At 60.7% G+C, this 24785-nt stretch carries 20 protein-coding genes; 8 read left to right on the top strand and 12 right to left on the bottom strand.

What is annotated here, in order from left to right; translation table 11 throughout:
* Window positions 1–50: 50 nt before the first annotated feature.
* Together AF71_RS10185 and AF71_RS10180 are read right to left on the bottom strand one after the other, a co-directional pair.
* On the bottom strand, window positions 51–1151 hold the full coding sequence (locus AF71_RS10185; RefSeq protein WP_062375939.1) for a polyamine ABC transporter substrate-binding protein: 1101 nt from the start codon (window positions 1149–1151) through the stop codon (window positions 51–53).
* A 126-nt stretch (window positions 1152–1277) separates the two neighbouring features.
* Window positions 1278–2690 (bottom strand): short-chain fatty acyl-CoA regulator family protein, encoded by a 1413-nt coding sequence (locus AF71_RS10180; RefSeq protein ID WP_169681213.1) that lies wholly within the window; start codon window positions 2688–2690, stop codon window positions 1278–1280.
* Between the two features lie 191 nt (window positions 2691–2881).
* Between AF71_RS10180 and aceA the strand changes: the two genes are divergently transcribed.
* Window positions 2882–4171 (top strand): isocitrate lyase, encoded by a 1290-nt coding sequence (gene aceA, locus AF71_RS10175; RefSeq protein WP_018856837.1) that lies wholly within the window; start codon window positions 2882–2884, stop codon window positions 4169–4171.
* Between the two features lie 22 nt (window positions 4172–4193).
* Window positions 4194–4430, top strand: a complete 237-nt coding sequence (locus AF71_RS10170) for a hypothetical protein (protein ID WP_025659502.1) — start codon at window positions 4194–4196, stop codon at window positions 4428–4430.
* Between the two features lie 17 nt (window positions 4431–4447).
* On the opposite strand, the gene AF71_RS10165 is transcribed toward AF71_RS10170, so the two are convergent.
* Complete coding sequence (locus AF71_RS10165) at window positions 4448–5317, bottom strand: LysR family transcriptional regulator (RefSeq protein WP_018856835.1); 870 nt, start codon at window positions 5315–5317, stop codon at window positions 4448–4450.
* Between the two features lie 87 nt (window positions 5318–5404).
* Here AF71_RS10165 and AF71_RS10160 point away from each other — a divergent pair, with 87 nt between their 5' ends.
* Complete coding sequence (locus AF71_RS10160) at window positions 5405–5638, top strand: hypothetical protein (protein WP_018856834.1); 234 nt, start codon at window positions 5405–5407, stop codon at window positions 5636–5638.
* Here AF71_RS10160 and AF71_RS10155 read toward each other — a convergent pair.
* The 4 genes from AF71_RS10155 to AF71_RS10140 form a co-directional block, all read right to left on the bottom strand.
* The gene (locus AF71_RS10155; protein WP_169681211.1) at window positions 5611–7452 is read right to left on the bottom strand and encodes a methyl-accepting chemotaxis protein; all 1842 of its coding nucleotides are present in this window, start codon (window positions 7450–7452) and stop codon (window positions 5611–5613) included. The two genes, AF71_RS10160 and AF71_RS10155, sit on opposite strands and share 28 nt — an antisense overlap.
* Before the next feature lie 165 nt (window positions 7453–7617).
* Window positions 7618–10146 carry a HAMP domain-containing methyl-accepting chemotaxis protein gene (locus AF71_RS10150; protein WP_018856832.1) on the bottom strand — a complete coding sequence of 843 codons (2529 nt, stop codon included), beginning with the start codon at window positions 10144–10146 and terminating at the stop codon, window positions 7618–7620.
* Between the two features lie 324 nt (window positions 10147–10470).
* Window positions 10471–10614 carry a hypothetical protein gene (locus AF71_RS10145; RefSeq protein WP_018856831.1) on the bottom strand — a complete coding sequence of 48 codons (144 nt, stop codon included), beginning with the start codon at window positions 10612–10614 and terminating at the stop codon, window positions 10471–10473.
* Between the two features lie 150 nt (window positions 10615–10764).
* Window positions 10765–11946, bottom strand: a complete 1182-nt coding sequence (locus tag AF71_RS10140; protein ID WP_025659507.1) for an NAD(P)/FAD-dependent oxidoreductase — start codon at window positions 11944–11946, stop codon at window positions 10765–10767.
* A 125-nt stretch (window positions 11947–12071) separates the two neighbouring features.
* On the opposite strand from AF71_RS10140, the gene AF71_RS10135 reads away from it, so the two are divergent.
* The 5 genes from AF71_RS10135 (at window position 12072) to edd (ending at window position 19020) form a co-directional block, all read left to right on the top strand.
* Window positions 12072–13508, top strand: coding sequence for a glutamine synthetase family protein (locus tag AF71_RS10135; protein WP_025659508.1), 1437 nt, complete (start codon window positions 12072–12074; stop codon window positions 13506–13508).
* 13 nt (window positions 13509–13521) lie between these two features.
* A complete protein-coding gene (locus tag AF71_RS10130; RefSeq protein ID WP_018856828.1) occupies window positions 13522–14820 on the top strand; it encodes an FAD-binding oxidoreductase in 1299 nt (432 codons plus the stop codon).
* Between the two features lie 133 nt (window positions 14821–14953).
* Complete coding sequence (gene zwf, locus AF71_RS10125; protein ID WP_062375911.1) at window positions 14954–16429, top strand: glucose-6-phosphate dehydrogenase; 1476 nt, start codon at window positions 14954–14956, stop codon at window positions 16427–16429.
* 11 nt (window positions 16430–16440) lie between these two features.
* Window positions 16441–17139 (top strand): 6-phosphogluconolactonase, encoded by a 699-nt coding sequence (gene pgl, locus AF71_RS10120; RefSeq protein WP_112649568.1) that lies wholly within the window; start codon window positions 16441–16443, stop codon window positions 17137–17139.
* A gap of 60 nt (window positions 17140–17199) precedes the next feature.
* Window positions 17200–19020, top strand: coding sequence for a phosphogluconate dehydratase (gene edd / locus AF71_RS10115; protein WP_018856825.1), 1821 nt, complete (start codon window positions 17200–17202; stop codon window positions 19018–19020).
* Window positions 19021–19093: 73 nt separating this feature from the next.
* Here the strand turns inward: edd and AF71_RS10110 are convergent, their stop codons facing one another.
* The 5 genes from AF71_RS10110 to AF71_RS10090 all read right to left on the bottom strand — a co-directional run bounded on the left by AF71_RS10110 (window position 19094) and on the right by AF71_RS10090 (window position 24687).
* Window positions 19094–19447 carry a hypothetical protein gene (locus AF71_RS10110; protein ID WP_169681209.1) on the bottom strand — a complete coding sequence of 118 codons (354 nt, stop codon included), beginning with the start codon at window positions 19445–19447 and terminating at the stop codon, window positions 19094–19096.
* A gap of 269 nt (window positions 19448–19716) precedes the next feature.
* On the bottom strand, window positions 19717–20808 hold the full coding sequence (ugpC, locus tag AF71_RS10105; protein ID WP_018856823.1) for a sn-glycerol-3-phosphate ABC transporter ATP-binding protein UgpC: 1092 nt from the start codon (window positions 20806–20808) through the stop codon (window positions 19717–19719).
* Between the two features lie 21 nt (window positions 20809–20829).
* Window positions 20830–22482 (bottom strand): alpha-glucosidase family protein, encoded by a 1653-nt coding sequence (locus AF71_RS10100; protein ID WP_169681208.1) that lies wholly within the window; start codon window positions 22480–22482, stop codon window positions 20830–20832.
* Window positions 22483–22508: 26 nt separating this feature from the next.
* The gene (locus tag AF71_RS10095) at window positions 22509–23672 is read right to left on the bottom strand and encodes a carbohydrate ABC transporter permease (RefSeq protein ID WP_018856821.1); all 1164 of its coding nucleotides are present in this window, start codon (window positions 23670–23672) and stop codon (window positions 22509–22511) included.
* Between the two features lies 1 nt (window position 23673).
* Window positions 23674–24687 carry a sugar ABC transporter permease gene (locus tag AF71_RS10090; RefSeq protein ID WP_018856820.1) on the bottom strand — a complete coding sequence of 338 codons (1014 nt, stop codon included), beginning with the start codon at window positions 24685–24687 and terminating at the stop codon, window positions 23674–23676.
* Between the last annotated feature and the right edge of the window lie 98 nt (window positions 24688–24785).

The following is a 24785-nucleotide window of genomic DNA, read 5'->3' as shown; positions in this document are numbered from 1 at the left end:
TCGGCATGATAAGGAAAGGCCCGGGCGTTGCCGTCCGGGCCTGATACTCTTTACTGGCCGGTGACGACTTTCGTCCAGATCCGGGTCGCCGTGCGCTGCGTTTTCGGATCCCATGGGGTGACGCTATAGAGCTTCTTCATCACGTCCTCGCTCGGATAGACCGACGGGTCTTCGAGGATTTCCTTGTCGATGAACTGCTGCGACGCCTTGTTGCCGTTGGCGTAGAATACGTAGTTGCTGGCCTTGGCGATGACTTCAGGCTTCATCATGTAGTTGAGGAATTCGTGCGCCTCGGCAACATGCTTGGCATCCGCCGGGATCGCCATCATGTCGAACCACATCTGCGCGCCCTGTGACGGAATGGAGTAACCGACCTCCACGTCGTTCTTGGCTTCGGTCGCACGGTTGGCAGCCTGGAAGATGTCGCCGGAATAACCGAAAGCGATGCAGATGTCGCCGTTCGCCAAGGCGTTGATGTATTCCGAGGAGTGGAACTTGCGAACGAAGGGCCGTACCTTTTCCAGCATTTCGCCGGCCTTCTGCAGATCGGCCGGCTTGCTCGAATTGGGGTCAAGTCCGATGTAGGTCAAGGCAGACGGCAGGACGTCCTTCGGCGCATCGAGGACATAGATGCCGCAGTCCTTGAATTTTTCCGCAACCTTCGGATCGAAGATGACTTCGAGGCCCGGCGCCTTTGCGTCCGGCCCGAGGATTTCGGCGAGCTTTTTCTTGTTGTATCCGATCCCGTTGGTGCCCCACATGTAGTCCACCGCGTATTCGTTACCGGGGTCGTACATGGCGGTGCGCTGCTGGATCATATCCCACATATTCGAAAGGTTCGGCAGCTTGGATTTGTCGAGCTTCTGGAAGACGCCGGCCTGGATCTGGCGCTGCAGGAAGTCGCCGCTCGGGACGACAACGTCATAGCCGGTACCGCCGGCGAGCAGCTTGGTTTCAACCGTCTCGTTGGAATCGAAGGTATCGTAGACGACCTTGATGCCGGTTTCCTTGGTGAAGTCTTCAAGGATGGAGCTGTCGATATAGTCCGACCAGTTGTAGACGTTGACCACCCGCTCCTGCGCAAAGGACGGCGCAGCGGCGAATGCAAGCACAACGGCGCTCGCTGCAAGTCTTGCGAATGTTGACCTCATGATATCTCCTGTCTTCTTCTTGCTTTGTGGCGCCTGTAGACGCCGACCCTCTGGTTTTGCAAGCAGACTAGAAATGTTTTTGTGAGCCCACAAGCGCAAAAACCTGCACTCTCAATCATTTCACAATCATTGAAAATCAAAGCTGCTGAGGCCCGCAACCATCTCGTCGAGGCCCAATGGTCGTGTGACCGGCGGCTCGGCGCGTGAGAGGCATCCGCGCCGTTCGCAAAGGCGGCAAGCAGGTCCTATCGCAACTGGCTGCTGAGACGTTGCGACCTGGCCGTAGACCGACGCTTCGCCTGCGGCAGCGTCGCAGCCGATCTGCAATGCGGTGCGCCTGACGCGCTCGCCGAACGCGGCGATCGGCCCTTCAAGCGTCCGGGAGACCGTGAGATAGCGGGCGCCATCCGGCATTTCGACCGTTTCGGCAAGGATCTGGCCCGGCTGCAGGAAGGCGGCATGAATGTTCAGCTTGGGACAGCCGCCGCCGAAACGCGAATGCGGGAAACCCTGCGCCCCAGCCCGCCGCAGTCGGTGACCGGCGGCGTCGATCTCAATCATAAAGAAGGGAATCGCGGAAGCGCCCGGTCGCTGCAGCATGACCAGCCGCGCTGCGGCCTGCGCATAGGAAACTCCGAAGCGGGAACGGAGGATATCTACATCGTATCGGCTGCCTTGGGCCGCGGAGAGAAATGGCCCATAGGGCATGGCAAGCGCCAAGGCGCCGTAACGACAGAGTTCGAAGCGCGCTATCCGCTTCGCCTCCGGCGTCGACAGCGCCAGACCATCGAGTTCCGCCAGGATCGCATCACGCAAGGCGAGCGTTGCCACCTCGATGGCGATCTCATGCGCCTGATCGGCCGGCGACAGGCGCTCGGAAACGAAGAGCCGCATCGAGTGCCGGTCGAAGCGGCGCCGCAGATCGGGCATGACGTGAACGGGAAGGACACGCACGCTGATCCCGCGTTCCGCCCGCAGCCACTCCCTGAACGCGGCCGGCAGATCGCGCGTCTCGGCAAAGCGGGCCAGGAAGGTCTCCGCCGCAACCTCCAGTTGAGAGAAATAGGCGGAGCGCCGCTCCATGATATCGCGGACCTCGTCGGCCGGCAGCCGCGCACCGGCGAGCGGTACCTGCCCCGCGCCGGCCGTCAACGACGTCAGGTCCGACAGGCGGCTCGCCTGTTCGCTATAGGCCCGGTACAGCTTGATGATGCCGCTTGCCGCGTTGGGCGCGGCCTCCGCGACCTCCACGAGTTCCTGGTCGCCGGGAAGCTCGCCGGCCAGGAGCGGATCCGCAAAAATCTCGCGCAGCTGGTTGAGGCTGCCGCCGCTCTCGTCCCTCAGCTCCTCCAGATCGACTTTGTAGACCGACGACAGCTTCAGGAGCAGTTGCACCGTCAGTGGCCGCTGGTTGCGCTCGATAAGGTTGAGATAGGATGGAGAGATGCCAAGCTCCTCGGCCATCGCTGACTGAGTCAAACCGAGGCCGTTGCGAATGCGCCGGACCTTTGGCCCCGCAAAAATCTTGCGCTCCGCCATGTGACAATCCTTTACAAAAGTCCGCGCAGATAACTTTACAATACTTTACAAATTGACAGAGCCAGCCTGTCAAGGCTTTGCATCCTAACTCGTTTCTGATGGCTACTCCATAGAAAACTCTGGTCTTTTTCCGGGATCTGTAAATTCTGTCAATCATCCAAACTGACCACACAATCTGCAAGGAGCATAAGATGACAGAATTTGACAAGCTGCACCGGGACCTTCCAGCTGGGCGATTCAATGGGGTTGAGCGTCCCTACTCGATCGATGACGTCAAGCGGCTGCGCGGCTCCGTCGAACTGCGCTATTCCCTCGCGGAAATGGGCGCCAAGCGGTTGTGGCAGCTTCTGCATCAGGATGATTTCGTCAATGCTCTCGGAGCCCTGTCGGGCAATCAGGCGATGCAGATGGTTCGCGCCGGATTGAAGGCAATCTACCTGTCCGGCTGGCAGGTCGCCGCGGATAGCAACACCGCCTCGGCCATGTATCCGGATCAATCCCTCTATCCGGCAAACGCCGGTCCGGAACTGGCCAAGCGGATCAACCGGACCCTGCAGCGCGCCGATCAGATCGAAACATCAGAGCAGAACGGCCTCTCCGTCGAGACCTGGTTTGCGCCGATTGTTGCTGACGCGGAAGCAGGCTTCGGCGGCCCGCTGAACGCCTTCGAGATCATGAAGGCCTATATCGAGGCCGGTGCAGCCGGCGTCCATTTCGAGGACCAGCTGGCGTCGGAGAAGAAGTGCGGCCATCTCGGCGGCAAGGTCCTGATCCCGACCGCAGCACACATCCGCAACCTCGATGCGGCTCGCCTCGCCGCCGACGTCATGGGTGTTCCGACGCTCGTCATTGCCCGCACGGATGCGGAAGCCGCCAAGCTACTGACCTCAGATATCGACGAACGCGACCAGCCCTTTGTCGACTACGATGCCGGCCGCACGGTCGAAGGCTTCTATCAGGTTCGCAACGGGCTCGAGCCGTGCATCGCCCGTGCCGTCGCCTATGCACCGCACTGCGATCTCATCTGGTGCGAGACGTCGAAGCCGGATCTCGAGCAGGCACGCCGTTTTGCCGAGGGGGTCCACAAGGTGCATCCCGGCAAGCTGCTCGCCTACAACTGCTCGCCGTCGTTCAACTGGAAGAAAAACCTGGATGACGCGACGATCGCCAAGTTCCAGCGCGAACTCGGCGCAATGGGCTACAAGTTCCAGTTCATCACGCTTGCCGGCTTCCACCAGCTGAACTTCGGCATGTACGAACTCGCCCGCGGCTACAAGGACCGGCAGATGGCTGCCTATTCCGAATTGCAGGAGGCGGAGTTCGCGGCGGAGATCAACGGCTACACCGCGACCAAGCATCAGCGCGAAGTCGGCACCGGTTACTTCGATGCCGTTTCGATGGCCATCACCGGCGGACGTTCGTCGACTACGGCGATGAGGGAATCCACCGAACATGCACAGTTCAAACCAGCAGCAGAATGATCGCACCAAGGAGGAGAATGCCATGCCTACTCTTGCACGCGTCAAGGAACGCGCTGAAGAACAGTCCACCTGCATGACCACAGACCAGCAGACGACGATCCGCACGCTCGCCAACGATCTGCACCGACTGAACCAGTCGGTCATGAAGGCGGTCGATGCCGGTGTCTCCGTCGAGATCGTTCGCTCGGCGAGACACCACGGCGGCGACGGTAACTGGGGAGATCTTTTGATCCCCATCATAGTCGCGGGGCGCAACTGAGATCGCGGCGGGCGCCCTCAACTTCGGCTGGCGCGCCTGCCCGCAAACAGATCGACATAGCTCTTCAGCAATTTCGTCATGCGATCGGCAACGGTCCGGATTTCCGGCCGGTGCCGATCCTCGTTGTTCATGACGATCCACTGCCGGTGGCGCAATTCCGGCAGTTCGCCGCCAAGACGCTGCAGTTCGGGATCGAGGTCGCCGACGAAGCATGGCAAGACCGCCTTGCCCGCCCCTCCTCTCACCAGCTCCAGCAGCGAGCGTGGCCGGTTGACCGTTGCAACGATCAAGCCGCCTGCATTGCGGTGCGGCCAGCGGAGATAGTTCGAGATCGCATCCTCTTCGGAGACGGCCACCCACCTGTCCTCGGTCGCGTCAACATTGCGTCTCGTATAGACCGCGTAGGCCACCTCGCCCAGCAGGCGGGCGGCAAGGTTGCTTTCTTCGGGCTCGAAGGCGCGGATGCCGATATCGCTTTCCCTGTAATTGAGGTTGGCGCGCGCTTCGCCGACCGTCAAAGAGATAGCGAAGGCATCGCCGGGTTTGCGGATCGCGGCGAAATTCTCCGTCAGAAGCCACGCGACCCAAGTGCCGGCGGCAACCTTGACCGTCGCACCAACGCTCCCGGCCTGCCGCCAGGCGTCAATCTTGCGCGCCGCGGCCTCCATGTCCTGCAGATGATCCAAAAGGACCTGGCCATCCGCGGTGAGGCTGTAACCCTTCTGGCTGCGGATGAAGAGCGCCTTGCCGATCTCATGCTCGAGATCGAGCATGCGACGACCAATCGTGGCGGGACTGAGCCCGCTCGACGCACTGGCGCCCGTCAGCCCGCCGAAGCGAGCGACCTGCACGAATAGCTGAAAGGAATCCCATTGTGTGTTTTTCATCGATGAAAAACATAGTGAGGAAATTCCCGTTTATAAACCAAATTTCGAGGAATAACTAAGGCGATGCCCATATAGAAGGACATCGCCATGATCACTCTCATCGCCGTCGCCCAGATTGCAGACCTGCTGAATGGCAGTCGTGACAAGTACTCGGCAAAGGCCGAAAGCGAATTCTACGAGAGCCTCGGCAGCTCCCGCGCGGTCCGTGTCGCGGCTTTCCTCACGTCTCCGTGGCTATGGAGCGGGAAGCGCCGCTCCGGAAGAACGGACGCTTGCCGATCCGGGAACGTCGGTCACGCCGCATGTCTCACGCGGTCGTAATTCTGGGCGGCTTCGAACCGGAACTGCTGTACCAGCGTCATCAACGCATCGGCCTCGTTGGCGAGCTGGCGGCTCGCCTCGGTCGTTTCCTCGACCATGGCGGCGTTCTGCTGCGTCATCTGGTCCATCGCATTGACCGCGCCGTTGACCTCCTGCAGGGCAGCGGACTGATCCTGGCTTGCCGTCGCAATCATTTCGACATGGCTGCTGATCGCAATGATCTCCTGGCTGATCGCGGCGAGCACGGCACCGGTCTTCTGCACAAGGCCGGAGCCTGCGGTAACCTCGCGCGTCGACTTCTCGATCAGCCCCTTGATTTCGCGCGCCGCATCGGCGGACCGCTGTGCAAGTTCGCGCACCTCCTGCGCAACCACGGCAAAACCCTTGCCCGCCTCGCCAGCCCGGGCGGCTTCGATACCGGCATTCAACGCCAGAAGGTTCGTCTGGAACGCAATGTCATCGATGACTTCGATGATCTGCTCGATCTGCTTCGACGCCTCTTCGATACGGTTCATCGCCGCGACCGCGTCGGTGACGACAGCGCCTGAACTATCGGCGTTTTTCTTGGTCGCGGACACGGCATCATTCGCTTCGCGGGCACGTACGGCCGACGATTTGACGGTCACGGTGATTTGCTCAACTGCGGCCGCCGTCTCCTCCAGGTTGGCAGCCTGTGCTTCCGTACGCTTCGAAAGCTCATCGGCAGACGCCAGCATCGCGCCGGAGTTGTTCTGGATCGAAGCGGTGTTGTCGCGAATGCGCGCCAAGGTTTCCTGCAGCCGCACGAGCGACGCATTGAAATCGACGCGAAGCTGCTCAAGGCGACCGACAAACGGCGTCTGGATCGTCTGCGAAACATCGCCCTGCGCCAGGCGCCCCAAACCGGCGGCGAGCTGGTTGACGGCGAAGTCGATCTGGCCGTCAAGCGCGCGCTTCTCGGCGTCGTTGCGGGCACGTTCACTATCGCTAAGCTGCCGCTGTTCGGCCGCCTGCATCTCCAAGTCCTGGCGGGCGCGGGCGTTGTCGCGGAACAGCGCGAGCGCGCGTCCGATCGCGCCGAATTCGTTCTGCTTCTCAACGCAAGGGATCGGCCTGTCGAGATTGCCGTCGGAAATCGTATGAATGGTCGCCGTCAGCGCCTCGAGCGGCCGGATGGACGCCTGGATGGCGAAGTAGGCTGCCACGCCGACGAGCAGCAATACCGCTACACCGACACCGGCCACCAGCATCAGCAGTTGCTGCAGGCTGCTGTAATAGACCTCCATCGGGATGCCGATGAACAGGATGCCGACGTTTGAACCGGCCGTGTTCTTCACCGGAAAATAGCCTGTCATGAACTTCCGACCGAAAAGGTCAGCCGGGCCGTAGTAGGCCTGCCCCTTGGCCAGTACCGCCTGCGCGGGATGATCCGCCGCGAGCTTCGTGCCGACAGCGCGGTCGCCGTTCTCTTTCTTGACGTTCGTGGAAACACGGACGTAGTCGCTGCCTTGGCGTTCAAAGACGGTGGCAACGCCAGCAATCGACTGTGCCGTGCGATCGACCAGAACGTGATCGCCGAGCGATGGCAGCTTCTCCTCGGTTACCCCGGCAAGCTCGTTGTTGCTCACGTCGACCTTCACTCCGGCATCGCTCGCGCCGTAGAGGACCGCCATCGTCCTGCTTGCATCCTTGGCGTCAGACACGGCGCTCGTCATCACGTAAGCGCTCAGATTGTAATAGGTGGCGCAGACGATCGCTGCGGTGCTGAAGACGAGTAGAACGAGTGTGATGGCGACGATCTGACGTACGATGGAAGCCGAGAACAGGCGTAGCATAGGTATCCCCTGAGACGTGAGCCCCGGAGGCTAATGCGAAAATTTAAAGAAAATCTTCAAAAAATTGATAATCGTCGAAAACTTAAAAAGACGCGGCCGATATTCGGAAAAACAGAAGAGCCCCGGTATACCGGGGCCTTCCAAGCGCTTGTTTTGGTCGTCGTCTTATGCCGCGCGGTAGACGCTCGCCTGCATGTCGCCGTCGATCTTGAACTGCTGGATGAGCCGCAGCAGTGAATCCGCCTCGACCGCAAGCTCGCGGCTTGCTGCCGTCGTCTCTTCGACCATGGCCGCATTCTGCTGCGTCATCTGGTCCATCTGGTTGACCGTCGCGTTGACTTCACCAAGTGCGCTCGACTGATCATGGCTCGCGCGGGCGATCGTTTCGACATGCTGGCTGATCGTGACGATCTGGGCACTGATCTTCGCGAGCACCGTGCCGGTCTCCTGCACGAACTGCGAGCCGGAGCTGACTTCGGTGGTCGACTTGTTAATGAGACCCTTGATCTCCTGCGCCGCAGCAGCGGAGCGCTGCGCCAATTCACGCACTTCCATGGCGACGACGGCGAAGCCCTTGCCGGCTTCACCGGCGCGTGCTGCCTCGATGCCGGCGTTCAGAGCCAGCAGATTGGTCTGGAATGCGATCTCGTCGATGACGCCGATGATCTGTTCGATCTGCCGGGACGCCGCTTCGATCCGGCCCATTGCGTCGATCGCGTTGCTGACGACAACTGCGGAGTCGTCGGCGCTGCGTTTTGCCTGACGCACGATCTGATCGGCGTCCTTGGCCCGCTCGGCCGAAGAACGGACCGTGACAGTGATCTGGTCAACGGCAGCGGCGGTTTCCTCCAGCGAAGCCGCCTGCTGCTCAGTACGCTTGGAGAGGTCTTCAGCAGACTGAGCCATCTGGTTGCCGTTGCCCTGGATCATCTCGACGTTGTCGCGGATCTGGCTCATGGTGGCCTGCAGGCGCATCATCGAACCGTTGAAGTCCTGGCGGAGCTGCTCGAGGCGACCGATGAACGGCGTGTCGATCGTGGTCGAAATATCACCCTGCGACATGCGCTCGAGACCGGAGGCAAGCGCATTGACAGCAAACTCGATCTGGCGGTCCATTTCGCGCTTCTCGGCGTCGTTGCGCTGGCGTTCATGCTCGGCCGCGACGCGCTCTTCCTCGCTCTGCTCCTCAATGCGGATCTTGGAGATCGCATTTTCCTTGAAGATGCCAAGCGCGCGGGCAATGTCGCCGATTTCGTCATACCGCTGGTCGCCCGAGATGTTGGTGTCGAGCGCACCATCGGCAATGCGGCGCATCGCGGCGGTGATCTGGCCGATCGGGCGCTGCAGCGTCAGGACAAGGGCAATACCGCCGATGATCGAAACCAGGATGCCGAGGCCCGTCGTCAGCACGGAGATGCCATTTGCCTGGGTGCGCTCGGCACCGGCGCTCTTCTTCTGCAATTCGGCAAACGTCGTGAGCTGCCCCCAGACGGCATCAAGCTGCTGGCGAGCGGATGCGTAGTCGGTGACGCGCTGGTTGATCGTGTCGACCAGGCTCTGCGCATCCTTATCCATGGAGGCAAGGGCAGGCGACATTGCCGCGACGATGTCTTCCGCGAAATTCATGCCCTTCGCGCTGGCGAGCAGCGTGTTTAGGTTGGTGCCGAGCGTCGCGATCTCCTGATGCAGGCGGACGCGATTTTCCTTGCCAGGCTTGGCAGCGAACTCACCGAGCACGAGTTGCAGCGAGTAGATCGCGCTCTCCAGACGGCGCGTGTCTTCGAGAACAGAGTTCGTCTGCGCGATACGGCTGTCGAGCTCGACGAAGGTCGTCGTCGCTGCGCGCATCATCTGCGTTGCCGTCAGCTGGGTATAGGTCGACATCTGACGGAAGCGGGAGACAAGTCGCCCGAGATTGGCGATCGCCTCGTCGGTGCCGGCATCGGCCGCCGTTGCCTGCGCCTTCACGTCGCTGATCGTCTGCGACAGCGACTGTGTCATGCTCTTCTGGTTCGCGGGGACCGAAATCTCGATCAGGCGCTGCGCCTTTGCGATAGCGGGAATGGCGTCCGTGACGACCTTCAGCTTGTCAGCCGGCAGCTGGGCCTTGTTGAAGTCGGCCATGACGGCCGCAAGGGTATCACCGCCCTTCAGCAGGCGGTCGGCGGCGCGCAGCGTTGCAGTGGCGTTGCCCTCATCCTTGCGGATGTTTTCCTCGAGTTGCTGCGCATCGTAGTTGACGTTGAAGCGGCTGGTGATCATCACCTTCTGCGCGTCATCGATCGACTTGCGAAGGGCGAGCTCCTGCTCGTGCAGGGTCCAGAGCTTGCCCACGGTGTCGGAAATTCCCGAGGTACCGTCGATGGCGGCAAGAAGGTTGTCGCGACCGCCATTGTCGCCGATCTGCTTCAGCGTGGCGTTCAGCGTGCCCTGTTGCGTCTTGATGTCCCCGTAAAGCTTGTCACGCGCTTCCTGGCTGGTCATTTGCAGGAAGTCGTCCATGGAGCCATAGAGATCCTTGAACCCGCTGAGCGACTGCAGGACGCTGTTGGAGATTTCCATACGTCCCTGCAGCATGCCCGAAGCATAGAGGCCGGTCAGGCCGACGGCAGAAATGCTCACGACGAAGGGCAATACAAAGATCAGGACCTTGGTCTTGATCTTGAAACGGGAAAGAAACTTGTCAATCAACATAGCGGTTCCGGCCTTCCATACACCACTCCTCCCGCCGGCCGCCTGGCGGGGCGCCGACCGAGTGCATCGAGCTGCTTTATTGGAACATTGGAGTCCCGGACGGCGAGGCCCGGTCGGCAGTCATTGCCGGTTCGCCTCACGCCAACGCGGAAGCGCCCAAAAAATCATCGAGCAAGTTTTGCAGAGGATGTCTTAATTTTCGGATAAGCGGAAATTACGGATAGCCGCAATCAAATCGATTTTAGCGGTGGTCAAATCGATTTGGCCCAGAGATGGCCGGCGGCCCGAATGCGGCCGATGCTCACAGATCCGAGATCGGGAGTGTCAGAACCAACGTGCGAGGAGGAGAGCGGCCACGGCGGCCAATGCACTGGCAGAGAGGACGAAGTAGCGTGCGGCAACGAGCTTGTTGTCGGGCTTGGCTTGAGCGATTGCAATGGCGCGGGCGCGTCGTGCGTTCCTGTTCATTTTGCAGAACCTCACTTCATTTCTGACACAACAATCCAACAAAACGACCTGTTGGTAAAGCTCTATTTAGGAAGTGCTTTTCCATTCAGTCATGAGGCAGGATGGCGCACCCTTCTTAAGAACTCTTGAATCGAGCAGATAGTTTCGCGCCTATAGAGATTCACCGGCGACGAAGCCCGAAGCCCAGGCCCACTGGAAGTTATAGCCGCCGAGCCAGCCGGTCACGTCGACACATTCACCGATGAAATAGAGGCCCGGAATACTCTTCGCCGCCATGGTACGGGAGTCGAGCCCCGTCGTATCGATGCCGCCGAGCGTCACTTCGGCAGTCCTGTAGCCCTCAGAGCCGGACGGCTTGATTTTCCAGCTTTGTACCGCTTCGGCCAAACGCGCCAGGACCTTGTCGGAAAGATCGGCCATATGGCCGACGATGCCTTCTCGGTCGGCCAGATATTGCGCCAGCCGCTTCGGGAGTATCTCGGCCAGCGCCGTCTGAGCGGACTGCCGGCCATTCACCCTTTTCGCCGCCTTCAGATGTTCGAACAGATCGACATCGGGCTCGATGTCGACGGTGATGTCCTCGCCCTCGCGCCAGTAGGAGGAGATTTGCAGGATCGCAGGGCCGCTGAGGCCGCGATGGGTGAACAGCAGGGCTTCGCGGAATGCTGTCTTGCCGTGACGGATTTCGGCTGGCGCCGATATGCCCGACAGGTCGGAAAGGCTTTCGAGCGTCGCCTGATCCAGGGTCAGCGGCACAAGTCCAGGCCGCGTCTCCACCATGGGAAGGCCGAACTGCTCAGCAATGCGATAGGCAAAGCCCGTGGCACCCATTTTCGGGATAGACTTGCCGCCGCTCGCGATCACCAGCGAGCGACATTCATATGCCCCCTCCGACGTCGAGATGCGGAAGCCTTCGCCGCTCTTTTCCACGTCCGCGATCTCGGTGCGCAGATGCAACGCCGCTCCGGCAGCCTGCATCTCATCGAGAAGCATGCGGATGATGTCCTTGGCGCTGTCGTCGCAAAACAGCTGCCCAAGCGTCTTCTCGCGCCAGGCAATCCGATGACGATCGACCATGGCAATAAAATCCGAAGGCGTGAAGCGCGCCAGCGCCGACTTGCAGAAATGCGGATTGGCGGAGAGGAAGCTCTTCGGGCCGGCGTGAATGTTGGTGAAATTGCAGCGCCCCCCCCCGGAGATGCGGATCTTTTCGCCCGGCGATTTCGCATGGTCGAGAACGATGACCGAGCGGCCGCGCTGAGCGGCGCGAATGGCGCACATCATGCCGGCTGCGCCCGCGCCGATGACGATCACATCGCTTTTTCGCTGCAAAACCACTTCCCTTGTCGAAAGGCATCTTCTTTTTCCATCAAGAGGCGAAAGTCAACGTGCCTCCCCCTCGCCAATTGCCAAACTCCAGCTATGATGCCGTCACGATCAACGCAAACCGGTGTGTCATGTCCCCAAAAAAGACGACGCTGAAGCCTGCCAGAAACGTACCTGCCTCGAAGAAGACACCCCCGGACCCCGGACATCAGCGCGGCGTGGAAAACTGGAAGGAAGCAGCGCAGTTCTTACGGGCGCGCGGCATTGAAGACATCGAATGCATTACGCCGGATCTTGCCGGCGTGCCGCGCGGCAAGATGATGCCGAGTTCCAAGTTCACGTCAAACACCTCGCTTGCGCTGCCTTCGGCGATCTACCGTCACACCATCTCCGGCGAATATCCGGACGAGACGGAAAGCTTCCGCTACGAGCCGCGCGACAGCGACCTGAAGCTGGTGCCTGACCTTTCGACGCTTTCGGTCGTCCCCTGGGAAACCGACCCGACGGCGCAGGTGATCTGTGATATCGTTAGCGTGGATGGGGAAGAGGTCCCCTACACGCCGAGAAACGTTCTGAAGCGCGTGCTGAAACTCTATGGCGATCGCGGCTGGAAGCCGATCGTGGCGCCCGAGATCGAGTTCTACCTCGTGGCGAAGAATGATGACCCGGATTATCCGCTGCATCCGCCGAAGGGCCGCTCCGGCCGTTCGATCCTCGGGGGTCAGGGCTATTCGATCGCCGGCATCAACGAATTCGACGAACTGATCGACGACATCTACCATTTCTCGGAAAAGCAGGGTCTCGAGATCGATACGCTGATCCACGAAGAAGGCCCGGCGCAGCTGGAAATCAACCTGCGCCACGGCAATCCGATCGAACTTGCCGACCAAGTGTTCCTGTTCAAGCGCACGATCCGCGAAGCGGCGATGAAGCACGGCATCTATGCCACCTTCATGGCCAAGCCGATGCAGGGACAGCCGGGCTCGGCGATGCACATCCACCAGTCGGTCGTGAACCAGGAAACCGGCAAGAACATCTTCTCCAACCCTGATGGTTCCGCCTCTCGTGAGTTCTTCCATTTCATCGGCGGCCTGCAGAAATACGTGCCGAGTTCCATGGTGATGCTGGCGCCCTATGTGAACTCCTATCGGCGGCTGACGCCTGACATGTCGGCGCCCGTCAACAATGCCTGGGGTTATGACAACCGCACGACGGCGTTCCGCGTCCCGGTATCCGATCCGCAGGCACGGCGCGTCGAAAACCGCCTGCCGAGTTCGGATGCCAACCCTTACCTTGCGCTCGCCGCCTCGCTCGCATCGGGCCTGCTCGGCATCATGAAGGGCATCGAGCCGACAGCACCAACAGAGGATACGGCAAACGAGGGCTCGATCGAACTGCCACGCGGCCTTCTGGAAGCAGTCGCGTTGATGGAAGACGAGGAAGCCTTCGAGGAAGTGTTCGGCAAGGAGTTCCTCGGCATCTACGCCGGTGTGAAGCGCGGGGAATTCGAAACTTTCATGCAGGTGATCAGCCCCTGGGAGCGCGAATTCCTTCTGCTGAATGTTTAGGGAGGGCTTCATCATGACATCGCAGGAGAGATGGCAGAGCCCGATTGCGCCCGGCATTTCCTGGTATCAGGCAACATCAGGCGAGCGGCCGACCTACCCGGAAATGGACGGCTCGAAGACATGCGACGTCGCAATCGTCGGCGGCGGCTACACCGGCCTTCAGGCCGCCTACAATCTCGCCAAATCCGGCGTCTCGGTGGTTCTCATCGAGGCGTGCCGGTTCGGCGACGGCGCCTCGGGGCGCAACGGCGGCCAGCTCGGCACCGGGCAACGCTGGTGGCCGGAAGAGCTTGAGGAAAAGATCGGCTACGAGCGTTCGCGCGCGCTGTTCGATCTCGCCGAGGCGGCCAAGCACCATCTCATGGATTTCGCGACCGACTATCAGATCGACATGGACTACATGCCGGGGCAGATGAACGTTGCACACAAGCCGAGCTACAGGGCCGACTACTACGAAAACGCCGAGATCGCGGCGATGCGCTACAACTATCCGCATGTGCGCTTCATGGACAAAGCCGAAACGCAGGAACGGCTCGGCTCGACGCGCTACCACTGCGGCGTTCGCGACATCGGGACGGGCCACATCCATCCGCTGAAGCTGCTGATCGGCCTTGCCCGGGTTGCCGCCAATGCCGGCGCGCAGATCTTCGAGATGACCAAGGCCTCGGCGATCCTTCATGGCAGCAGCAAGGTGTTGATCGAGACGCCAAGGGGCACGATCACTGCCGACAGGGCGCTGATCGCCTGCAACGGCTATGTCGGCAATCTCGAGCCGGTGACGGCAAGTCACGTGATGCCTATCCGCTCCTTCATTGGCGCCACGGTGCCGCTCGACGCGCATCCGCAGGTGCTGCCGGGCGGCGAGTCCGTGGCCGACTCGCGCTTTGTCGTGCGCTACTTCCGCAAGTCCAAGGACGGACGATTGCTCTTCGGCGGGCGCGAAGCCTATACGGCCGACAATCCGCGCGACATAACGCAGCACATCCGCCGGCAGATCGCCGAGATTTACCCGGCGCTTCGGGACATCGAGATCACGCATGCCTGGGGCGGTTCGGTCGGCATCACCATGCCGCGTCAGCCTTTTGTGCGCGAGGTCATGCCTGGCGTGACGTCGATCGGCGGCTATTCCGGTCATGGTGTCATGCTCGCCAATTACTGCGGAAAGCTCTATGCCGAAGCGGTTCTGGGAAAATCGGCGGATCTCGATCTTTTCAAGTCGCTCGATATTCCGGCCTTTCCCGGGGGTGCGGCCATGCGCGCGCCGCTGCTTTTCCTGGCGCTCTCCTGGTTTGCACTGCGCGACAAGTTTTAGTCAGATTGCGGATTTCATCGCGCGGCAATTCGATCTAAAACCTCTTTCCGAGAGATTCATTGCATCGCACACTGGCTTTTTTAAATCGATTAGATTAAAGAGCCAATAACCCGTCTGATTGAGAGACATCCTCATGAGCAGCCAAACCATCCCCGTTGAACCCTTTGATTATGTCGTTTTCGGTGGCAGCGGCGACCTTGCGGAACGCAAGTTGCTGCCTGCCCTTTACCATCGTCAGATCGAGGGGCAGTTCTCCGAACCGACCCGTATCATCGGCGCGTCGCGTAGCCCGCTGACGAACGAGGAATATCGCAAGTTTGCCCAGGACGCCCTGAAGGAGCACCTCAAGAAGGGCGAATACAACGAGGCCGAGGTTACGAAGTTCCTGCAGCGCCTGTACTACGTGCCGGTGGATGCGCGTTCGGATGCCGGCTGGGATCAGCTCAAGAAGCTTCTGGACGAAGGCAAGGATCGCGTGCGCGCCTTCTACCTCGCCGTTGCTCCGGGCATCTTCGGCGACATCTCGCAGAAAATTCATGACCACAAGCTGATCACCAAGTCGACGCGCATTGTCGTTGAAAAGCCGATCGGCCGCGACCTTGCTTCCGCCCTGCAGCTGAACGACACGATCGGCAAGGTCTTCAAGGAAGAGCAGATCTTCCGCATCGACCACTATCTCGGCAAGGAAACGGTGCAGAACCTGATGGCGTTGCGCTTTGCCAATGCGCTCTATGAGCCGCTGTGGAACGCCAACCATATCGACCACGTGCAGATCACGGTTGCCGAGTCGGTCGGCCTCGAAGGCCGCGCCGGATATTATGACACCGCTGGCGCGCTGCGCGACATGGTGCAGAACCACATCATGCAGCTCGTCTGCCTGGTCGCGATGGAGGTCCCCTCCTCGATGGACTCCGAGGCCGTCCGCGACGAGAAGCTGAAGGTGCTGCGCGCATTGAAGCCGATCAATGCATCGAACGTCGAGACCAATACCGTTCGCGGCCAGTATCGCGCCGGCGCTTCCAGCAGTGGTCCGGTCAAGGGTTACCTTGAGGAGCTCGAAGGCGGCGTTTCGAACACCGAAACCTTCGTTGCCATCAAGGCCGAAATCGGCAACTGGCGCTGGGCTGGCGTTCCCTTCTACATCCGTACCGGCAAGCGTCTTGCCGGCCGCATGTCGGAAATCGTCATCACCTTCAAGTCGATCCCGCACTCGGTCTTCGACCAGTCCGCCGGCCGTATCAACCAGAACCAGCTCATCATTCGCCTGCAGCCTGATGAAGGCGTCAAGCAGTCGCTGATGATCAAGGATCCGGGCCCGGGCGGCATGCGCCTCCGCAACGTCTCGCTCGACATGAGCTTTGCCGACGCTTTCCAGGTCCGCAATCCGGACGCCTATGAACGGCTGCTGATGGACGTCATTCGTTCAAACCAGACGCTGTTCATGCGCCGCGACGAAGTCGAGGCCGCATGGCAGTGGGTCGACCCGATCTTGAAGGGTTGGGATTCGACCGGCCAGAAGGTTCAGGGATACACCGCCGGCACCTGGGGCCCCAGCCAGTCGATCGCGCTCATCGAGCGTGACGGCCGCACCTGGCACGACAACCTGTAGGATAAAGAACGATGGCAGCGACGATGCATGCTTTTGCCAATGGCGCGGAACTGGCTCGCAACCTTGCCGACAAAGTCGCTGCGTCGCTTTCCGCGGCAATCGACGCACGGGGAGCGGCAACCTTTGCCGTTTCCGGCGGCTCGACGCCGAAACTGTTTTTCCAAGAGCTTTCGGCCCGCGATCTCGACTGGACCAAAGTGACCATCACACTCGTCGACGAACGCTTCGTAGCGGCGAACAATCCGCGCTCGAACCATCTGCTGGTGGCCGAAAACCTCCTGCGGAACAAGGCGAAGGCTGCAAACTTCCTGCCGCTCTACCAGGCAGCAGGCTCGGTCGAGGAGGCTGCGAGGCTTGCGACGAGCGCGACGGCCACGATCGGCAATCCCTTCGATGTGGCGATCCTCGGAATGGGCGGCGACGGCCATACCGCCTCGTTCTTTCCGCGCGGCAGCAATCTGAAGGTGGCGCTCGACCCCAACACGCCGCGTGGTATCATCACCATGGAGGCGGAGGGCGCGGGCGAGCCGCGGCTCACCTTCACCTTCTCCAGCCTTCAGGATGCAAAGCTGCTCGTGCTTCACATCGAAGGCGAGAGCAAGAAGGACGTCCTGACGAAAGCGCAGAGCGCCGGCGACGAGGCAGAGATGCCGATCCGCGCCATTTTGCGGCGGGCGGCGAGCCCCGTCGAAATCTACTGGGCTCCATAAGCCTTCGGGCAGATAGCCGCGAACGAAAAACTGAAGAGCAAACAAGGCAGGATACCTCCCATGTCCGCTAATGCACGCATTTCTGCGATCACCTCCCGCATCGTCGAACGATCGAAGCCGACACGCGGACTTTATCTGGAGCGCCTGCGCAATGCGACCTCCAAGGGTGTAAGCCGCTCGGTTCTCGGTTGCGCCAACCTCGCGCACGGCTTTGCGGTCTGTTCCCCCGCCGAGAAGGACGCGCTTGCAGGCGACCGCGTGCCAAACCTCGGCATCATCACTTCCTACAACGACATGCTCTCCGCGCACCAGCCCTTCGAGCATTATCCGGCGATCATCCGCGAGGCGGCAGCGGAAGCCGGGGGCATCGCGCAGGTCGCCGGCGGTGTTCCTGCCATGTGCGATGGCGTCACCCAGGGGCAGCCGGGAATGGAGCTTTCCTTGTTCTCGCGCGACCTGATCGCCATGGCTGCCGGCGTGGGCCTCTCCCACAATATGTTCGATGCCGCGCTTTTCCTCGGCGTCTGCGACAAGATCGTGCCCGGCCTTGTCATCGCCGCCCTCTCCTTCGGGCATCTGCCGGCGATCTTCGTGCCGGCCGGTCCGATGACGTCGGGCCTGCCGAACGACGAGAAGTCACGCGTGCGCCAGCTTTATGCCGAAGGCAAGGTCGGCCGCGCCGAACTGCTGGAAGCAGAGTCGAAGTCCTACCACGGTCCGGGCACCTGCACCTTCTACGGCACGGCGAATTCGAACCAGATGCTGATGGAGATTATGGGCTTCCATATGCCCGGCTCCTCCTTCATCAATCCAGGCACTCCGCTGCGCGAAGCCTTCACACGCGAAGCTGCCAAGCGTGCGTTGGCGATTACGGCCCAGGGCAACGAATACACGCCGGCCGGTGAGATGATCGATGAGCGCTCTATCGTCAACGGCGTCGTCGGCCTGCACGCGACCGGCGGCTCGACGAACCACACGCTACACCTCGTCGCCATGGCGCGGGCAGCAGGCATCCAGCTGACCTGGCAGGATATTGCCGAGCTATCCGAGATCGTGCCGCTGCTGGCGCGCGTTTATCCGAACGGCCTTGCCGACGTGAACCACTTCCACGCCGCCGGCGGCATGGGCTTCCTTATCAAGGAGCTGCTCAAGCACGGCATGGTGCATGACGACGTTCGTACGGTCTTCGGCCATGGCCTGCAGGCTTACACGATCGATCCCCGCCTCGGTGACGACGGCACGATCGTGCGCGAACCGGCACCGGAAAAGAGTGTCGACCCGAAGGTGCTTGCCAATATCGAAACCCCCTTCCAGGCCAATGGCGGCCTGAAAATGCTTCGCGGCAATATCGGCAAGGCCGTCATCAAGATCTCTGCAGTCAAGCCGGACCGCCACGTCATCGAAGCGCCGGCCATCGTCTTCCACAGCCAGCAGGAACTGCAGGACGCTTTCAAGGAAGGCAAGCTCAACAAGGACTTTATCGCCGTCGTTCGCTTCCAGGGACCGAAGGCGAATGGCATGCCGGAACTGCACAAGCTGACGCCGCCACTCGGCGTGCTGCAGGATCGCGGCTTCCGCGTGGCACTTCTGACCGACGGCCGTATGTCCGGCGCTTCGGGCAAGGTTCCGGCTGCAATCCACGTGACGCCGGAGGCTGTCGATGGTGGTCCGATCGCTCGCATCAAGGACGGCGACATCATTCGCCTCGACGCGATCGCCGGCACGCTGGAGGTTCTGGTCGATGCTGCCGATCTGGCGGAACGCGAGTCCGTGGTTGCCGATCTTTCCGAGAACGAATTCGGCATGGGCCGCGAGCTTTTTTCGCCCTTCCGCCGCGCCGTCGGTCCTTCGGATCGCGGGGCCAGCGTCCTCTTCCATTGAGGCAATAGCCCGCTCTAGAAACAACGAAGCTCGCGCGGAAACTCGCGGGCTTTGCTTTTGATGCTTGGCGAAATCAGCCGCGGATGTCGAGCACGCGATCGCGGTGTGCCGGGTGTGTGCTGTAGACGAAGATCTTGTTGAGTTCCTTATCATTTAGCATGCGCAGAAAGCGAACTTCGATCGTGTCGTTGGCATTCACCCGCGTTAGCATGCAGCCGATCTTGGTGATGCGTGCATCCGGGATATCGAGATAGAACTGCTTCGGAAGGGCATACTGGGTGAGGAGCGCGAGGACGGCCGTGCTCTTCGAAATGCGAATGATATCGCAACGCCGGGACGCCATGTGCATGACGCCCTTCTCAGTATATTCGATGCGTGCGGCATTCATCGTATCCTCCATTTTGAACCGCACTTCGCGGTCGTACATGAAGGATTCCTCCTTATTTAGAAAGTGCTGCCCGGAAGGCATTGGATTCGATGCTGCCACCGCCGTATTCCCTTCGATATTCGATGAGGAAATACTAGCTGGCGATGTTTAACAGAAGGTGAGAGTAGTTTCGATCCGGCACGCTATACGCACTGAACGCCGCAGCGAACCTGCAAGAATAAACCCGTTTTCGATCAAATACATAACAAAGCCCGGGCAACACATCGCGGTCCCCGGGCCTGATTTTTCTCGTTCGCAACGAGGCAACTTTATTTACGATACGTGCGCCCTTCCGCATCGAAAAGATGCAGCTTGGAGCGGTCGGCCGAGAAGTGCATCTTCTGGCCCTTCTTGATATCGTAAATGCCAGGCAGCTTGACGATGATCGGCTCGCCCGGAACGAGACCCTCGATGTAGAGCAGTGTCACTTCGCCGAGCGCTTCGACGATCGAGACTTCGCCCTCGAAGAGGTAGTCGTCGCCGGCGCCGGCGATGCGTAGATCCTCGGGGCGAACGCCGAAGCTCGCGGTCTTGCCCTTCTCAGAGCCCGCCGTCGGAATGTCCAGCGTTACGGACTTGCCGCCGGTCAGCGTCACCGTCGTTGAGTTGCCAGCCTCGGTAATCGTCGACGGAATGACGTTCATGGCCGGAGAGCCGATGAACTTGGCGACGAAGAGATTGGCCGGACGCTCGTAGAGCTCCAGCGGTGCGCCCACCTGCTCGATGTTGCCGGCGGAAAGAACGACGATGCGGTCGGCAAGTGTCATCGCCTCGACCTGGTCGTGCGTGACGTAGATCATTGTCGTGCCGGCCATCTGCTCGCTCAGGCGGGCGATCTCGATGCGGGTCGCGACACGGAGAGCTGCGTCGAGGTTCGACAGCGGCTCGTCGAAGAGGAAGACCTTCGGATTGCGGCAAATGGCGCGGCCGATGGCAACACGCTGGCGCTGACCACCGGAGAGCGCTTTCGGCAGGCGATCGAGATATTTGCCGAGTTGAAGACTGTCGGCCGCCGCACGAACACGGCGATCGATCTCCTGCTTGTTTTCGCCGGCGATCTTCATGCCGAACGCCATGTTGTCGTAGACCGTCATGTGCGGATAGAGCGCATAGGACTGGAACACCATGGCGATGCCGCGCTTCGACGGCGGCACATCGTTGACCAGCTGGCCATCGATATACATGTCGCCACCGGTAATGTTCTCCAGGCCGGCAATCATGCGCAGCAGGGTGGATTTTCCGCAGCCCGAAGGACCGACGAACACAACGAACTCGCCCTCCTTGATCTCCAGATCGATGCCGTGGAGAACGTCCACGGAACCGTAGGATTTGCGAATATCCTTGAGCGTCAGTCCAGTCATTAAATCCTCCTCCTCAAGTCGTCAGGCGAGACGAGCGAAGTACGCTCCCCATGCCGGAATATCGATCTTCTCACCGTAGTTATTGCTGACGAAGCCGTGGCCCGTCAACGCCTGCCAGTCACCGGCAGGCAAAACGACGGCACTTTCGGTAGCGCTTATGTTGAAGACGCAAAGCAGCTTTTCGTTGCCGTACTCGCGCACGAAAATCAGCACGTCCTCCTGCGGTTCCATGAACTCGATCTCGCCCTTGGCAAAGGCCGGATGCAGCTTGCGGAAGGCGAGGAAGCGGCGATAGTGCTCGAGGACCGAGTTCTCGTCGCCCTGCTGGACGCTGACGGCGCGCAGGATGTGTTCGACAGGAACCGGCAGCCACGGCTTGACGGTCGAGAAGCCGCCCTGGGCGACCTGGCTATCCCAAACCATCGGCGTGCGGCAACCATCACGGCCCTTGAATTCCGGCCAGAACTGGATGCCGTAGGGATCCTGCAGGTCCTGATAGGCGAGATCGGCCTCGGTCAGGCCGAGTTCCTCGCCCTGGTAGAGGCAGACGGAACCGCGCATCGTCATCAGGAGCGACGCATACTGCTTGGCGAATGCATCGTGATCGGCGACCAGCGAGCCCCAGCGGCTGACATGGCGCATGACATCGTGGTTGGAAAACGCCCAGCAGGCCCAGCCATCGGGTGCCGCGGCCGCGAAGTCTTCCATCACCTCCTCGACGCGTTCGGGCGACAAGGGGTCGGGCGCCAGGAACTCGAAGGCATAGCACATATGCATCTTGTCATTGCCTGACGTGTATTCGCCGACGATCTCAAGACCGCGTTGACTGTCGCCCACCTCGCCGACGGCAGCAATCGCCGGAAACTCCTCGAGCACGGCGCGGAACCGCTTCAGGAACTCCAGGTTCTCCGGCCGGTTCTTGTCGTAAAGGTGCTCCTGGAAGTTATAGGGATTGACCGCCGGAGCGGTTGAAGCGTTGCGGCGCTCGGGGGCGAGCGCCGGATTGTCGCGCAGTTCCCTGTCGTGGAAGTAGAAGTTGATCGTATCGAGGCGGAAGCCATCGACGCCGCGCTTCAGCCAGAAGCGGACGACATCAAGCAACCGGTCCTGAACCTCGGGATTGTGCAGGTTCATGTCCGGCTGCGAGGTCAGGAAGTTGTGCATGTAGTACTGCATGCGCGTCGGATCCCACGCCCATGCGGAACCGCCGAAAATCGACAGCCAGTTGTTCGGCGGCGTGCCATCAGGCTTGGCATCAGCCCAGACATACCAGTCGGCCTTCGCGTTGGTCTTGCTGGATCGGCTCTCGACGAACCAGGGATGCTGGTCCGAGCTGTGCGAGATGACGAGGTCGATCATCACGCGAATGCCGAGGCGATGGGCCTCTGAAATCAGCGTGTCGAAATCCACCAGCGTGCCGAAAATGGCATCGACGTTCTCGTAGTCGGAGACATCGTAGCCGAAATCGCGCATTGGCGAAGTGAAGAAAGGCGAGATCCAGATCGCGTCGGCGCCGAGGGCGGCGACATGCGGCAGCCGGGCGGTGATCCCCTTCAAATCGCCGATGCCGTCGCCATTGGAGTCCTGGTAGGAGCGCGGATAGATCTGATAGATCACCGCGCCGCGCCACCAGTCCTTGTCGGCCGTCAAAATGGATTGGGATGCCATGCTCATGTTTCCTGTTCGATCGTCTTGGGTTGCTAACCGCCCTTGACCGAGCCCGCGAGCAGACCACGCACCAGATAGCGCTGCAAGCCGAAGAACACGAGCAGAGGTACGACAATGGTGACGAAGGCCGAGGCCGTCAGGATTTCCCAGTTGCCACCCCGTGACCCGAGCAGCGCGTTCAGCGCGCCTGTCAGCACGAGGTGGTCCCTGTCGGTGCCGAGGAAGACCATGGCGACAAGCAGGTCGTTCCACACCCACAGGAACTGGAAGATCGCAAAGGATGCGAGCGCGGGGAAGGACAAGGGCAGTACGATACGGGTAAAGATTTCAAAATCGCTGGCGCCGTCGACGCGGGCGGACTCAATAATTTCCCTCGGGAGACCGGCGATGTACGCGCGCAGCAGATAGATTGCGAGCGGCATGCCGAAGGCAGTGTGCGCGAACCAGATGCCGGGATAGGTCTTCGACGGAGCGTCGAGCAGTGCGCCGATGCCGTTGTAAAGTCGCAGAAGCGGAATGAGCGACATCTGCAGCGGCACGACGATAAGGCCGACAACAAGCGCGATCAACAACGCGCGCCCCGGAAACTCCATCCAGCTCAGCGCGTAGGCCGCGAAGGCGGCGATCAGGATCGGGATGATCGTCGCCGGGATGGTGACAGTCAGCGAGTTGATGAAGGACTGCCCGATACCCTCGCTGGTCAGAACGTTCTTGTAGTTCTGCAGCGTGAATTCCGGCGGCGTGGCGACGGAAATATAGACACGGCGGCCGCCGTCATCCGGTCCGAAGGCGGCATACTTCATATAGCGATAGTTGCCGTCGGCTGCGACGGTGAGCGACACGCCGTCGCCGAGATCAGCCGTCTCGCCCGCCTTGTAGGCGGACGGCTGCTGGACGCGCGTGCCGAAAGCGCGGATGGAGCGCCCCTGCTGTCCTTCCAGCACATTGCCCGAAATGACGTAAATGGCGCCTTCCTGCTTCTGCTGGTCGGGCTGTCCAAGGCGCACGGCAACGGTGCGTGACGAGCCCGCAAAGGCCGTCCACCAGCCGGAGACGACGAGCTGGTCCTTGTCGCGCAACGCGCTGACAAAGATACCGAGCGTCGGGATCAGCCACAGAACGACGATCACGAGGACCGCAAAGTGGACAAAGAGACGGGCGGGGCCGATCTTGAAGAAATCTCGGGTAAGCGTCATCTCAGTGGCCTCCCAGCTCGCGATTGGCGCGACGGACGTTCCAGACCATGATCGGCGTCACGGCCAGCATGATGATCAGCGCGATAACAGCACTTCGGCCGGAGTCACCACCGCCTCGGAACAGCCAGTTGAACATCAGGTTGGCGAGCACCATCGTATTCCATTGACCGTTGGTCATGGTCAGCACGATGTCGAAGACCTTGAGCACGAGAATGGTAATCGTGGTCCAGACAACGGCGATCGTACCCCAGACCTGCGGCACCATGATGCGCCAGAAGATCTGCCAGCCGTTTGCGCCATCGATGACGGCGGCTTCAATGGTTTCCTCAGGGATGCCGCGGAGCGCCGCGGACAGGATTACCATCGCAAAACCGGTCTGAATCCAGATGAGGATGATCATCAGGAAAAAGTTGTTCCAGAAGGGAACCGAGATCCATACCTGAGGCGTCCCGCCGAACAGCTGGACGATCGCGTTGAGGAGGCCGATCTGCACATCGTTGCCGCCGCGGTATTCGTAGATGAACTTCCAGATAACCGATGCGCCGACGAAAGAGATCGCCATCGGCATGAAGACGATGCTCTTGGCGATATTGCCCCACCAGATGCGGTCGGTCATCACGGCGATGACGAGGCCGAAGAAGGTGCAGGCCGCCGGCACGACCGCCAGCCACAGGATGTTGTTGAAGATCGACTGGCGGAATTCGCGGTCGGTGAAAGCCCACTGATAGTTCGCAAAGCCGACAAACTGCTCACCGGAGCGGTCATAGAAGGACAGGATCAGCGTCGCGACCACGGGATAAACGAGGTAGACGACAAGGAGGAGAAGGGCCGGCCCGATGAACAGCCACGGGCGGATCATCGCCCGGCGATTCAGGTTGCGCGCTGCGGAATGAATGTCACCATCCTTCACCGGCAGGGACCAATCCAGGATCTTGTTGGAAAAATAGAAGTAGGCCGAGCAGGCGAAGACCGCCACGACCACGACCCCCAAAGCGGAAACTATCTGCGACAGCATTCGTCCCTCCCCCTGCTACCCTGTCTGTCCTGACGGGTATGCGCGCCGATGTCGTCACGCCGCCATCGCTCGACGCGACAGGCGACAGTGGCCGGACA

The sequence above is a fragment of the Rhizobium sp. 57MFTsu3.2 genome (assembly GCF_012932765.1).
Classification (GTDB): Bacteria; Pseudomonadota; Alphaproteobacteria; order Rhizobiales; family Rhizobiaceae; genus Rhizobium; species Rhizobium altiplani.
This window is presented reverse-complemented; position numbering and strand designations above follow the sequence as displayed.